Raw genomic sequence first — 15375 nt, forward strand, 5'->3', positions numbered from 1 at the left:
TCTGATGATGCGTAAGGCAATTCGGTCTTGCACAGCAAACGAACAAAACATTTCGATCTACATATTGAAGATTGAACAATACTTGGGGATTTATGCAAAATGCTCAATGTAGTAAAATATTGGAGAAGTCCCTGTTGTCCCAGATTTCTCTAGTTGCTATACATATTATTCATGGCTTCATACATAACATTGGAAGTGGGCAGTCCATAGTCTATCGGACTGTTCAAGCGGAGGATTAAGCATGAAAGACTTCAGAGAACAGCTCCGGCACATTCAAGGTGGTCAGGAGCGGCTGCTGCAGGAGTATGAATCCCTCGTGCGGGAATATGAATCACAGGATCTGCTGTTGGAAAATCAAACGCTTCGACAGCAGGCAGAGGAGCGGCAGAAGCGTCTGGCAGAGCTCCAGCTTCGACTGCGCGGGCTGGAGGAGGAGAATGGAAGACTGCGGACCTCCTTGGCCGAGCAAATGATGGATGAGAAGCTGAATATCATCAAGGTATCCCGGGAGAAGCTGAATACCTACTTCGGCACACAGTCTGCGGGGCATATGAACAGACTTGCGGCCCTAGAGATGGAGACGCGCACACGTATCATCCGACTCTTCCAGCAGGCTTCAGCAGAGCTGAAGACAGAGCAGCAGGAGCTCGCTATGATGCTACAGCGGGTATCCGCAGAGCTGAATCAACGGATTGAGCGGCACCGTGAGAAGGTTCAAGCTGCACAGAGTCATCTGCGGGAGCAGGTCACGGGTCGTCTGGATGCTATGGCGCATGAGGAACTGGATGAGGCCACCATTCAGCGGAGAATCAAGCAAAATCAGATCGAAATGAAGATCGGCCTGAACTGGATTAACAAGCTTGGTATTTTGCTCATTATTCTGGGAGTAGGTGCAGCATTTCGTTATAGCTATGCAACCTGGTTCAACAGTTATATGAAAGGAAGTGCGTTCTTCCTGCTCGGCCTGCTTCTTCTGGGTGGAGGCGAGTGGTTATTCCGACGTCAGAAGCAGACCTTTGCATTAGGACTGCTAGGCGGAGGAATCTCGGTGCTGTATGGGTCCATATTCTATAGTTATTTCTTGTTGGACATCATCAGTCTGTGGCTCGGTCTAGCCATGTCTGTGATTGTATCCTTGCTGGCAGTGCTCTTGTCATTGCGTTATCAGTCCCGTACGATTCTCGGCCTGGCACTGGCAGGTGGGTATATGCCACTGATGTCCTACATCTGGGCGAGCTCAGGTCTGGAGGGGAATGCAGTCTATGCTGCTATGGTGTACCTGTTCCTGTTGAATGCAGCGATCCTGATCGTGTCCTTCCGAAGACGGTGGGAGATTATTCATCAGATCAGCTTCGTCCTTCATACACCATCTTGGCTGCTGCTGCTGTCCTTCACGGAGAACGTGCCTGCCGCTATCCTGTACACGATGCTATCCTTCCTCATGTATCTCGGCATTACTTTGGGCTACCCGTTCTTGCATAAGGCCAAGCTGAAGGTAACGGACATCGTACTGCTGGCCTTGAATACCATGATTAGCTGCGTGTTGGTCTATGGATTGTTCAATCAGGCCGGCTGGCAGGATTATCGTGGATTGCTGGCATTGCTATTCTGCGCTGCATTCTGGGGACTTGGGAAGCTGACCGAGAGAACGGCACGTCAGGAAAAGTCAGCAGTCATCCTTTTCTATGTCACTTCATTGACCTTCGCCGTTCTAATGATTCCATTCCAGTTGGGTATGCGCTGGCTCTCCATGGGCTGGCTGGCAGAAGCTGTGCTGCTCATTATTTATGGCAGCAGGCATCAACTGAAGTCGATGGTACGTGCAGGCTGGGGGATATTGATGCTGTGTCTGGCAGCATTTCTACTCGTGGATGCTACAATCTATCAGCTGCTTGGCGTGGATGAGGCCTTCTTTGAGCTAAAATACACCTTTGTGATCGCAGGTATGCTTGGAGTGACCTTCCATTATGCTGTCAGCCAAAGGCATGGGGAAGCAATGGAATTCATGCCCTATGAGTGGACGCTAATCCGGGTCTTTAAATGGATCACCCTTGTCAGTCTATGGTTCTATTTCTTGTATGAGGGGCACGTAAATTACACACGTCTCGTACCCCAGGATTGGGTGCATAGTGACTATTATCATGCGCTGCTGCTGGCAGGTCTCACCATTGGACTATCCTATACACTGGACAGAATTCAGATCCTGGAGGACACTGTAGTTCGTTATTACCGTGCGGCTCTCTATGCGGTAGGGTATCTCATCTGTCTGTATGTTCTGCTGGTCATACCTACGTTCCAGTGGGAGCGTGATACACATGCCATCGGGGAATACGTAGCTCTGGTCATCCTGTTCGTGGTGCATGCATTCATCTTCCTTCATGTACGTGATGTTCTGCTGCGCTTCATGCAACAGCGCTACGCCAATGCTGAGCTGTATCCAGTCATTATGGGATTGTACCTGCTCTGTATGCTGACGGTGTTCATGCTGGTGCAGCTGCGGCTTGGGGAGCTAGGCTACCTGTTCAGCATGATGTATCTGTTGCTGGCAATTGGCTATATCGCTTATGGCTTGCGTGGGAGGTATATCTACATCCGTCGTATGGGCCTGGGACTGACCCTGCTGGCGACGGCCAAGCTAGTTCTCTTCGATATGACTTATGTGTCTGCTGGCAGCAAGATTGTCTCTTATTTTGCCTTTGGTGTAATTCTGTTAGGCATTTCGTATATGTACCAAAAGGTCTCCAGTAAGCTGGGGGGATCGGAATCTGAGGAGAATCGGAGGAGAAGTGAGAGTGAGCAAGAGGCGTCTACCCATACCGATGTCTAGCCTACTACGTAGTATGGGCTGCCTGCTTGGCACAATCTGCCTCCTGTTAGTCCTGAGTCCCTCTTCCGTGACGCATGGAACAGCAGCCGACCCGACGTCAGCATGGAAATTTAAAAAAATGATTGAAATCACGAATAGTAGTACATACTATAGTGTGCTTCTGGATGAGGAGGTCTACGCAGAAGCAAGTGCAGGGCTGGAGGATATTCGGATCGTGGATTCGACGGGCCAGTTTATCCCTTTTTATATGGAGAATACGGATATGTACGTTTCTGCGGGACAATTGGATGAGGGGCAGCAGGAGAAGGTGAGCAAGCAATATCACACCTCTCTATTGAGAACTACGAAGGCGGATGGACATACCTCTTTTGATTATAAGGTAATGGTAGAGAGGGAACTCACGGACCCCGTCATTAATCATCTGATCTGGACCTTGCCGTCAGCCATGTTCCTCAAGCAAGTCGAGGTATATGGGAGCTATGATGGAGCAGAGTGGACATTTCTGGATAAGGCCCAGCTGTATCGCACCGATAAGAATCAGAAGAATAGCATCGAATGGGAAGAGGCTCAGCGCTTTCAATATTACCGTCTGCGGGTATTGGATAATGCAGAAGAGCTTGCTTTTCCAGAGCTGCTGCTGGAGCAGAAGGTACGAATAGACGATAATCGTCAGCCGATCAGCAGACAGGCGGTGCCTGCCTTCGACATCTCTGAAGAGGGGACCCTGACCATGATTACTGTACACAATCCCCAGCATCTCCTGATTAGCAGGCTTGAGCTGGAGGTGGAGGGCAGCTTCAAGCGAACCTATCGGCTTCTGGACGAGACAGGTCGGCTTGTGGCGACTCGGGAAGGCTCTGAGTTGTATCAGCTATCTACCAATGACAGCAGATCGAAGCCGTTGACCATAACACCGGAGTTACCTTTGAAGGATAGTCGTCTGCAGATCGAGATCAGCAATGGGGATGACAGCCCACTCAGCATGTTGGCCATCAGGAATGAATATATATTGGACCGTCTGGTATTTGAGGCGCGTGGGACTGCTCCTTATGCCCTGCTCTATGGCAATCAAGATGCAGAGGCCCCCGATTACGATCTGGCTGCATTCAAGCCTTATATTGATCAAGCGCATCCAAGTGATATTCTTCTCGGCACCCAACAGGCTAACACAACTTATCGCGAGCCTACGGGAGAACTTCGATGGTGGTTTCAGACAGAGAAGTGGTTTCGTGTTATAATGATGATCGTAACCATCCTGTTGGTTATATATCTTGTCCGTAAACTAAGCTACACCAACAACAAGTCATAATGAGGAGTTGAAATGAATGAGTGAAAAGGTGAATGAGCTGGAGCTGGTCCAGTTCATAGCAGATGAAACCAAGATCGATTCCAAGAGCATTATGCTTGTATTGAAGCATGAGCAGGATTTTATCAATAATGCTCAAGCAGATGTGAATGGCGAGGTGGACATTGATAGTGATGAGTTGGTGGATTACATTCTAAGCCGTTCTGACGTGAAGTTGGATGAGATTACGGTGGAGACGATTCTTGACACGGAAATGGACTATTTTATGGACAAAGAATTAGGCGGATTCGAGGACTAAGCAGCATCGAAGGACCCACGACCGCTTCGATACATCCATAAATTTTGTATATTGAATACTCTCTTAAGTTCGCGTGGAATCATGCGTTTTTAAGGGAGTATTTTTTTGTCGACTTATTACGACATTTTTCATATTATATTGACATAAATCTACTTGTTTCACATCAATTAAAGCTGGATAATAAGGTACTATGACCTAGTTAAATGGTCCTGGTGAGGGGGAGTTCGTGTGAATATTACCAAGAAACTATCATTCAGCTTTGCTGTAGTTCTATGTATTACACTGATTGTGGGCGGTGTGGGCTGGTTCCAGATTCGTGATATGGAGCAGTCGTACCGTGAGTTATTCGCGAATCGGGTGGACAAGATTGTTCAAATCCAGGATTTGAAGAGCAATGCGCTTACGCAGACCAAGAATTTCCGTGCTTATCTACTGACGGGAGAGATCTCTCAGTATGAGGAATATGAGAAGAACAGGGTGGATTTTGCAAACAGGCTGAAGGATTTTGAAGATAGATTAACCCCGGCAGAAGCAGAGCAAATGACAGAACGCTTCGTTGCCATGGAACAGGAATATGCAGATGTGGTGCAGGAGATCAAGGCTTATAAAATGGTGGAGGATCGCGAAGCCTATACCCGTCTTGTGATGGAGAAGTGCGTTCCCATGGCGCAAGCGCTATCAGATACGGCAGACGAGCTGGCTGCATACCAGCAGAAGCTGCTTGATCAGTCCCGCAATGAACTGACAGCTAAGGTTGAGCAGATTGAATCATTCATTCTGATCACCGTGCTGCTTGCAGTAGCCGTTGGGGCAGTCTTGTCCATTTGGACTACACGCTTGATTGCACGCCCAGTGACTATGGTGGCAGCGGCTGCCAGACAGATTGCTGCCGGGGATCTGACCGGGGCAGATCTACTGATCAAGCAGCGGGACGAAGTAGGGGATATGAGCAGGGACTTTAACAGCATGAAGCGGCAACTGCAATCTTTGTTGAAGGCCGTCGCTATGAATGCGAATCAGCTGTCCCGTGCTTCAAGTGAGCTGTCAGCTCTGTCCGCACATAGTACAGGCGGCGCAGAGCAGATGTCGGAGGCAGTGCGTAATATAAACGAATCAGCAAGCGTGCAGGTAGAGCGTAATCGGGAGAATCAGCAGGCGGTCAGACACAGTGCCGAGCGGATTCGGGTCATTGCTGAATCTTCCGCAGTTACAGCCGAGCTGTCGGAGCAGGCTATAACTCAAGCCAAGCACGGGGAGCAGCAGCTTGAGCATACTGTGGAGCAGATGGCCCTGATTAATGCATCCATTGAGCAATCTGCCGGGCTGATCTTCGAACTAGGTGAACAATCCCAGAGTATCGTCAAGATTACGCAGTTAATTCAGGATGTTGCCCGCCAGACGAAGATTTTGTCTCTCAACGCTTCGATTGAGGCTGCTAGAGCTGGAGTACAGGGGAAGGGCTTTGCGGTGGTAGCTGAAGAGGTACAGCAGCTGTCGGACAAGACGCAGAAGGCCTCAGGCGAGATAGCCGAGCACATTCATGCCATGGTACATACAGTGTCCGAGGCCGTACAGGCGATGAGGGCAGGATCACAGGAGATGGATACCGGGTCGAGAATGATCCGCGATACGGCAGGTGTATTTCATGAGGTGCAGCAGGCGGTCCTTACCGTAGCAGAGCATTCCCAGGAGGTGTCGGCCGCAACCGAGGAGCTGTCAGGACTGACCGAGCAATTGCTGGAATCCGAGCGGAAGCTCGTCGGCTTATCCATGGGGATCTCCGGACAATCGCAAGGTGTTGCGGACACCTGCGAGGAGCAGCTTGCATCCATCGAGCAGATATCTGCTTCAGCAGAGGGACTGCAGCAGATGGCAGACCAATTGCTGCGGGAGATGAATCAGTTCAGGCTGGAGGCTCATAGCTCATCTCAATAAGCTTTTTGATGAATGTGTGTCTGCGTGGGTAATATACAATGAGATGCCTAATTTTGTGAATGGAATCCATGTATATCATCGAACCCTACTCGCTAGGATAAGGAGGCAGCAATCATGAAGATACTAGTAATTGGCGCAAATGGTCAGATTGGACAGCATGTAGTCCAGCTGCTGGAGAAGGATGAGAATCATTCTGCAAAAGCCATGATTCGCAAGGAGGAGCAGGCTCCTGCTCTTGAGCAATGGGGAGCCGAGACGGTTATTGCCGATCTGGAAGGCTCGGTCGAAGATATCGCTGCGGCTGCGGCTGGCTGCGAGGCTATCGTATTCACCGCAGGCTCTGGTGGACATACAGGAGCGGACAAGACCTTGCTCATTGATCTGGATGGCGCGGTCAAGGCGATGGAGGCTGCGGAGCAGGCCGGCATCCAGCGCTTCATTTTGGTAAGTGCGATGTATGCGGATCAGCGGGAGAAGTGGCCAGAGGAGATCAAGCCTTACTATGTAGCGAAGCACTTTGCGGATCGAATCCTGATGAATAGTAATCTGGACTATACTATCATCCGTCCTGGTGGATTGGTGAATGAGGAGGCGACAGGCGGGATTCAGATTGGAGAGGATGCGTCCCGACGCACCATTCCTAGAGCAGATGTAGCCGCCATCGTTGTCGCTGCCTTGAATGAGCCTACGACGATCAGACGTGCTTTTGACGTCACATCAGGCAATATGCCTATTTCACTTGCTCTGCAGCGGCTGTGAGTATATTAGATATTTTGAGGATATTTTATAGACAAGATCATACAGGAGCTTTTACTGGCAGGCTCGGAACACTGAGGCGTGACAGCTGCCTCGTAAAGTATCGGGACGGGATAACCGTCCTTTTTTGTGTTCCAAGGCATTCCTTCAGAAATAGTTCACAACATTAGAACAGAGATACTACGAATAGTTAGACTTATTTGGATGGATATATTAACATAATAATTAGATGAAATAGAATATCATTCCAGTGAACGGTCGAGCTGATCCAAGAAGGAGATGTGTCATGCAGCAACTGAAGATGGTATTTCGAAATTCTAGTTATGTAAAACTGTTTCTCGCTAGTCTAACTTTTCAGCTAGGCAATGTGATTGGCCTGACAGCATTTATGTTCTATCTACTTAATCGCTTCTCCAATCAACCAGCTTATGCAACATTAGCCGAGCTAATGTACTCTTTGCCAACGCTGGTGGTCTTTCTCCTTGTCGGTGTCGTTGTAGATCGTCTCGACCGGCAGAAAATTGCTGCTCATTGTAATTCGATTAGCGCGATTCTATCCATCGGTCTATTGCTAGCGATCTGGATGAACTGGATGCCGCTGATTTTCATGTTTTTATTTCTGCGAAGTGCTGTCTGTAAATTCTTCCTTCCTGCCGAGAGCTCGCTGATTCAAGGAATACTGTCCAAAGAAACCTATACAGTTGCAGCGGGTCTCAATCAAGCACTGGGAAGTCTATTTGTCTTGTTCGGCAGCGCTCTTGGCGCTGTGGCCTATTGGAATATCGGTATTATGGGAGCGATCCTGATTGATGCGATCTCCTTCACCGTCGCGACTTTTCTGATCAGGGCCTGCTCGATTGAGGAGAAGACACGTATTCCTAATGGGGAGAGTGGATGGAGGAACATGGGCGTTAGAATGATAGCGAGTGACTTCAAGGAAGGCTTCATATACATCTTAAGAAGCAAATTGTTACTATCGCTGATTATGGGATTTTTTGTGTTCGGTATAGTTAATGGCGGATTGAGTGTCATGCCTATCTTCATTCTGAAATATAAGCTGGTCCCCGACACCTATGAACAGTACTCGGTGTGGATGGGAATGATTGTCGGTGTAGCTCTATTGATAGGAAGCCTCGTGGCCTCAATGATCTCTTCTAGATTCAAGCTGTATCAGCTTATATCCGTTGGTCTGTTGATCAGTGGAGTGATGCTCGCTGCTGCTGGGCTCATGAACAATATATACAGCTTTTTTGTTTTTAGCTTTCTAGGATATTTCGCATTACCTGCCGTGAATATTGGTCTGGGCGGTTGGCTACCGCGCATCGTTGCTCCGCAAATGATGGGACGTGTGCAGGGATGGATTAATCCACTGATGATGTTATCTCACTCGCTTACTCTGGGGATGATTGGAATCAGCTTCCCGGCTGCGATCTCCATTGAAGCGTTGTTCCTGCTAATCGGTGCTTGCCTACTAGCTGTAGCTGTATATTATCTGGCTACACTTCCTCGATATACGGATGATGAACCATCTCCGCTTACTCAGACAAAGACTGTGGAGAATGCTCCTTCTCTCTAAGTCAGTATCTCGGCGTTCCTCTCTTCACACAAAACAAGCGTTACCGCTGTCAGCAGGAGGCTAACAGCAGTAACGCTTTTTGATATTTATTACATGTCTGATCCGTTGTTGCTATTCGGCTGTAGTGTGCGTCCTGCAATCTCTTGAATGATTTGCTGGATCAGAAGTCCATTTGCTTCTATAAAGCCTGCTTCCAGCAATACATCATGGCTACCCATAACGTCATACTCAGCATGATGTCCTGTTGTTGCATTTCTCCATAACAGCTCATCAGTGTCTCGCATCTGTCCTGTCTGTAGACCATTCGCAACTAATCCGTGAATATTGGCATTGACAGTGCCGTCATTGATCAGCTCATTTCTGTATTCGGTATATGCCTTGATTTTGTTCCGGACTCTCTCACGTTCACTCGGATCTTCAAGCAATGATCGGTAGCTCTCAGAGACACTGGCAAGGAGCATATCAATAATATCATTCATCTCTTGCGGTGACATGACTTCCTTGCTCGTCTCGCGTAATGCATCGACCATGATGATATCAGAGACGGTGTGACCGCGACGTTCCATGGCTTTGGCTACCTCGAACGCCAGATTGCCACCCAGCGAGTAGCCGAGGAATACATATGGACCTTCCTTTTGGACACTCACGATCGAATCAACGTATCGTTCCAGCATTTCTTCACCTGTATAACGATCTCCGATGAACTCCAAGCCGTACACGATGCTAGTGTGCTCCAGCTGTCGGGCCATTTCATAATATCCCAGACCATAGCCGACTCTTGGCGGGAATGAGAACAGGCAGATGGAGCCGTGCTCATTCAGTCGAATCATTTCACTCTCTTCATGGTCTACGATTGCTGCGAATCCGGATTTTACAATTTCCAGAGCCATATCCTGAACCGTAGGTGCATTAAATACAGCATGAATCGGAAGTGCCACGTTCATTTTAGAGCTAATCTGCTGGATAAGCTGCAGTACTTTTAAAGAATGACCACCAAGATCAAAGAAGTTATCCTGCATACTGATCTTTTCGATTCCAAGCACTTCCTGCCACATCGTAGCCAGCTCGCTCTCCAGTTGAGTACGAGGTGCGATATAATCGCCATCGCCATGGTTGCGTACGACACTCTCTGGCTGCGGCAGTGCTTTGCGATCTAATTTGCCATTTGGCGTCAGCGGCATACGCTCTAGTTGGATAAAATAAGTCGGCATCATGTACGCAGGCAATCCCTCTATCAGAGCGCCTCTCAGCTCGCCAAGAGCCAACTGGCGATTCGCCACCAGATAAGCACACAGCTGCTTCTGGCCCTGTTCATCCTCATGCGCTACGACAACCGCTTCCTGTACAGGTGGAAGCTTCAGAATCTGTGCCTCTACCTCACCCAGCTCAATTCGATAGCCGCGAATTTTGACCTGATGGTCGATCCGACCCAAATATTCGAGATTGCCGTCAGGCAACCATCTTGCCAGATCGCCAGTCCGGTACATCCGATCTCCTGCTATGAAGGGATGCGGGACGAATACGTCGGCTGTTAACTCAGGACGATTGTAGTATCCTCGGCCTACGCCGTCACCAGCAATGCACAGTTCCCCAGCAACACCAATCGGAGCTAGCTGCTGTGTACTATCCATGATCCAGACCTGCACATTGTCAAAAGGCTGACCGATCGGCACGTTAGTCGCATGCAAAATGTCGCGACTGGTTGAGTATTTCGTGGCGTAGACGGTAGCTTCCGTCGGTCCGTAAATATTCTCCAATTGTGCATTCGGAGTCAGTTGGTAGTATTCCTCCACCAGCTTGGCTGGCAGAGCTTCCCCACAGGCGAACAAGTATTTCAATGCGCGCATCTGCGCTACTCCCGCTTCTTTCATGTACTGTACCAGGATGCTGAGCATGGAAGGTACAAGATTCAAGTGTGTAATTCGATGCTGCTCTACAGCCTTCAGCAGCGCGGCCGGGTCCTTGTCCAAGCCCTGAGGCAGTATGACCAGCTTACCTTGACCGAAGAACCAGCTGAACAATTCCGGTACAGAGAAGTCGAATGTGAATGTCGTCTTCAACAGGAATGCATCGTCATCCAGCATCGGGTACATACGTTCCAACTGACTTAAAGTATGAACAGCGGAGCGATGCTCGATCATAACCCCTTTTGGCTTACCGGTGGAGCCTGAAGTATAGATGACATAGGCTAGGTGGGTTGGCCCCGCGACCGCCTCCAGATTCGTTCGATCCCTATGGTAGATCAACGGATCATCGAGATTAACCATGCTGCCGTCAAATGGGGTCTTCTCCAGCCCATGTTCTCGGGTGATCAGCAATTGTGCACCAGAGTCCTCCAGCATATACCGAATGCGCTCTTCAGGGAATTCAGGATCAATCGGCACATATGCACCGCCCGCCTTGAGTATGCCCAGAATACCCACGATCATCTCCAGTGAACGTTCTACCATGATCCCTACAACCTGATCTGGCTGGACACCCTCGTTTCGGAGAGTACGGGCCAGAGCGTTCGACCGTTCGTTCAATTCCTTGTAGGTCAGATGATGATCTTCGAAGACGAGAGCTATGTTCTCCGGTGTAGACATGGCTTGAGCTTCAAATATCTGATGGAGCGTTGCATGGTGCATGTAGTCAACTGGAGCTCCCTGGAAGCTGCTAATTTGCTCTACCTCTTGTGTCGTAATCACCTGCAAATCACGGAGCCTAGCATATGGATGATCCAGTACTTGTTCAAACAGACGAATCAAATGCCCTTGAATTCGCTGAATCGTCATCGTATCAAACACTAGCTCATTGTATCTCATATGAAGCTTGAGCTCTGTGCCTGGTGCGATGGTGAGCACAAAATCATAGTTCGTTTGTTCGAACATCGTCACATCAGAAATCCTTAGATCACTAGCATCATCTTGATCCAATTGGCTAAGACGTTCCTCAACAGGATAGTTCTCAAATACCATGACGTGGCTAATCAGATTTTGCTTTTGACCCGTCTGCGCCTGTATTTCATAGAGTGGATACGTATCGTAAGCATGTGAAGCCAGATATTGATCTTGTTGTGTTCTTAGTAAATGTGCAAAAATCGTCTGCTCCTCTGATCGAACACGAACCGGGACGGTATTGATAAATAAGCCGACCATGTGCTCAATACCTGGTAATTCAGCAGGTCTACCCGATACGATGTTTCCGAATACAACGTCAAGACTGTTATTATACCGCTGTAAAAGAATACCCCACACGGTCTGCAAAATAGTGCTGACCGTTACCTGCTGTTGCTTGGCTAGCTGTTCGATTCGCTTGGTCATGTCTTCACCAAGATTGCAGACGAGCTCTCTTAGTACATATTCGTCAGTCTTGCCATGATTCGTGTCCTGTGGCAGTAGAGTCTGCTGCTCATAATCTTCAAGGTATTCTCTCCAGTATTCTGCAGCTGCGTTCAGATCACGTTGCTCCAGCCATTTGATATAAGTGCTGTAGGATGGTGCTGGTGCAAGCTCCGGTTGTCGTTGCTCTACAATCGCAGCATAGTGCTCGAAGATCTCCTGCATCAGGTGAGGCACGCTCCAGCCATCAATAATAATATGATGGAAGCTCCAGATGAGACGATAGCTGTCCTTGCCAACACGGAGAATCGAGATACGTAACAGTGTATCCTGCGTCAGATCGAATCCTTGGGATCGATCCTGTACGATGAAGCTGTCTGCATAGGCACTGCGTTCGGCGGGATCCATTTCGAGCAGATCCTCAAAGTAAAACGAGCTGCGCTTATGGCGATACACGACCTGTACAGGCTCGGCCATACCACGATAAATTCCTGTACGAAGGGCATCATGTCGCTGCATCAAGGCATCCAAGGCCTGTGAAAATGCCTGAATGTTCAGCTCTCCCTGGATGGCGAATGCAGACTGCTCGAAATAGGAGCCTGGATTCGAATCTGTGAGGCTTAGGAAGAGCATTCCTTTCTGCATCGGCGTAAGTTGGTACACATTCTCAACCTCACCAATATGTCGAGTGTTCTCCACTAACTTGTCCAATTCGTCCAGTTCAAGCCCTTGCAGCAGCACGTCGCTTGGTGTGAGCTCTGCCTGTTCCTTGCTTGTGCAGTTATGAATAATCTCCTGAAGCTTGCTCTGGATCAGAGCGGCTAGCTTCTCCATGGTCTTCTTGCGATATTGCTGCCCGCTATAGCTGATAGCGAGCTTTAGCGTGCCATCGACAATCATGCCGTTGATGTCCAGCACATAGTGTCGGACGTGGCTCTCACTGATCGCGGCACCTGTTGGATAGGAGGACATGTGTATGGCATTGCTGTCCAAATCCTGATCAAACTGCCCCAGATAGTTGAAGCTGATATCGGGATGCAGAGGAGATACATGATGCCCATGCTCGCCGCTGCCGGATAAATATGTGAGTATGCCGTAACCGATACCTTTATGTGGGATGCAGCGCAAATCCTCCTTGACGCGCTTGATATGGCGCGATACATTCTGCCCAGATTGGATCCTCAGCACTACTGGATATTGGCTGGTGAACCAGCCCACGGTTCGATTGATATCAATATTCGGTATGATTTCCTCACGACCGTGTCCTTCTAGGCTGACCATAACTTGCTCCATACCAGTCCATTCGTGAACCGCCATACCCAGAGCCGTCAGCAGCAAATCGTTTACTTCCGTATTGTAGGCGCGATTAGCCTGCGTAAGCAACTGAGAAGTCTCTTGCTCAGTCCACTGGGCCATGACCGTCTCTGTGTCTTGGACACGCGCGATAGGCTGGTCATAATCCTGCGGCAACGAAGCAATGGCTGAGGCCATCTGCTCTACCTGTTGCCAGTAGGCACGTTCCGCCTCGATGGCTGGGCTTGCGGCATATGAGGATAGCTGCTGCGCCCAGGTACGGAATGAGTCTGTCTTATATGGCAGCTGAATGTCCTGTCCGCTTATGGCTTGCTCATATCCGCTGGCAATATCCTCGAACAGAATCCGCCAGGACACACCATCCACAACCAGATGATGAATGACGATCAGCAAGTGATCCCCGTCTGCGCAGTGGAACAATCCAAGCTTCAATAAAGGTCCCTCATTCAGCTGTATGCTGCGCTGAATCGCATTAGCCTTTGCCTCGATCGCTGCAGTACAATCCGCTTCATCGCGGACATCGGCAACGTCCAGTGTATAGAGCTCACCTTCATGAATGCCGCGATTCATGGCCTTATATCCATCATCTGTCAGACGGAATACAAGCCGCAGTGCATCATGATGCTCCACAATCCGCGTCATCGTCTGATGTAGTGCTGTCAGCTCAAAGCCATCTGCCCGATATAGCATGACCGCATGATTGAAATGCTGTGGATCTGCTGGTGTCTGCTCGAAGAACCAGTGCTGGATCGGGAGCAGCGGTGTCTCGCCGACGACCTCTTCTTGATCGGCAGTGTGTACAAGGGTCTGAACATATGGGCTAAGTTCTGCAATTGTCGGATATCTGAACAAGTGCTTCATGTCCAGCTTGTAGCCAGCCTGCATCATTCTTGAAGATACCTGAATAGACTTGATGGAGTCGCCCCCTAGGTCGAAGAAGCTGTCATGAATGCCGACTCTTGCAATGCCAAGCACGCTCTGCCAGATAGCGGACAACGCTTGCTCCACCGCCGTCCTTGGGGCTACGAAGTCGCTTCCTGTAGGGAGACCGCTATCAGGCTTTGGTAGTGCCTTACGGTCAATCTTGCCGTTCGGAGTATGCGGTAGCTGCTCCAGCTGCACGAAATATGACGGAATCATGTAGCCAGGCAGCTCCTGGGACAGCGCCCCGCGAAGCTCCTTCGTTGTCAATAGCCGGTCAGCGACCAGATAGGCGCTCAGCTGCTTTTGGCCATCCTCGGCAGCATAGGCGGTGACAACCACTTCTTGTACAGCATCCACCTTCAGCAGCTGAGCTTCAATCTCGCCCAGCTCAATGCGGTAGCCGCGAATCTTCACCTGCTCATCCATCCGACCCAGGTATTCGATATGACCGTCAGCGAGTCTGCGGGCCAGATCGCCTGTGCGATACATGCGACCGCCTGGTACGAACGGATTGTCTACGAATTTCTCCGCGGTCAGCTCCGGTCTGTTCAGATAGCCTCGTGCTACACCGTCCCCGGCAATGTACATCTCCCCAGGCACTCCGATCGGTACAGGATGCCCTTGTGCGTCTAGCAGATAAATGCTCACATTGTCAGCAGGTACGCCAATCGGTACAGACTCCCGTGTATCCCGGATTGGATCATAGCGGTAGATCATGCAGCCGACGACGGTCTCGGTTGGTCCATATTCGTTAAAGATCTGGATATTGCCGCCGAACAGCTCAGTGATGCTGCTTGCCAGATGGGTGCTGAGATTCTCCCCGCCCACGATGAGCTTCCGAATGCGGGAGCGTCCTGCTGCCGCCCAGGTCATGTCTTTGATGAGACTCAGGTGTGTTGGCGTCAGCTTGATAATGTCGACTTGGTTGTCCTCGACGATCTGCTGGATTAACAAGCCCTTATCTTCACCTGCGTAAATCCGGATCGTGTTGCCTGTAATCAACGGTGTGAACACGGAAGTAACCGTCAAGTCAAAGGAAATGGACGAGTACAGTGGGAAATCGAGCGAATCCTCACCCACGTATACCTTCTTGGCCCACCAAATATAGTTGACGAGTCC

At 49.6% G+C, this 15375-nt stretch carries 7 protein-coding genes; 6 read left to right on the forward strand and 1 reads right to left on the reverse strand.

Translation table 11 applies throughout. The features are described 5' to 3' along the window. Window positions 1-241: 241 nt before the first annotated feature. The 6 genes from K331_RS0113400 (at window position 242) to K331_RS0113425 (ending at window position 8698) form a co-directional block, all read left to right on the forward strand. The gene (locus tag K331_RS0113400; RefSeq protein WP_028590706.1) at window positions 242-2827 is read left to right on the forward strand and encodes a DUF2339 domain-containing protein; all 2586 of its coding nucleotides are present in this window, start codon (window positions 242-244) and stop codon (window positions 2825-2827) included. Further along, a complete protein-coding gene (locus K331_RS0113405; protein ID WP_156897661.1) occupies window positions 2793-4136 on the forward strand; it encodes a DUF3999 family protein in 1344 nt (447 codons plus the stop codon). The genes K331_RS0113400 and K331_RS0113405 overlap by 35 nt, the downstream gene beginning before the upstream one ends. A 16-nt stretch (window positions 4137-4152) precedes the next feature. Next, window positions 4153-4431: a hypothetical protein gene (locus K331_RS0113410; protein WP_018883900.1), complete on the forward strand. Its 279-nt coding sequence runs from the start codon at window positions 4153-4155 to the stop codon at window positions 4429-4431. Window positions 4432-4659: 228 nt separating this feature from the next. Further along, on the forward strand, window positions 4660-6366 hold the full coding sequence (locus K331_RS29515; protein WP_051289825.1) for a methyl-accepting chemotaxis protein: 1707 nt from the start codon (window positions 4660-4662) through the stop codon (window positions 6364-6366). Window positions 6367-6480: 114 nt separating this feature from the next. After that, window positions 6481-7125: an SDR family oxidoreductase gene (locus K331_RS0113420; protein WP_028590708.1), complete on the forward strand. Its 645-nt coding sequence runs from the start codon at window positions 6481-6483 to the stop codon at window positions 7123-7125. Window positions 7126-7408: 283 nt separating this feature from the next. Further along, a complete protein-coding gene (locus K331_RS0113425; RefSeq protein ID WP_028590709.1) occupies window positions 7409-8698 on the forward strand; it encodes an MFS transporter in 1290 nt (429 codons plus the stop codon). 89 nt (window positions 8699-8787) lie between these two features. On the opposite strand, the gene K331_RS29520 is transcribed toward K331_RS0113425, so the two are convergent. Then, window positions 8788-15375 (reverse strand): non-ribosomal peptide synthetase (locus tag K331_RS29520; protein ID WP_036634880.1); only part of this gene is annotated, 6588 nt, incomplete at its 5' end.

The organism is Paenibacillus massiliensis subsp. panacisoli DSM 21345 (assembly GCF_000426545.1).
GTDB lineage: Bacteria > Bacillota > Bacilli > Paenibacillales > Paenibacillaceae > Paenibacillus > Paenibacillus panacisoli.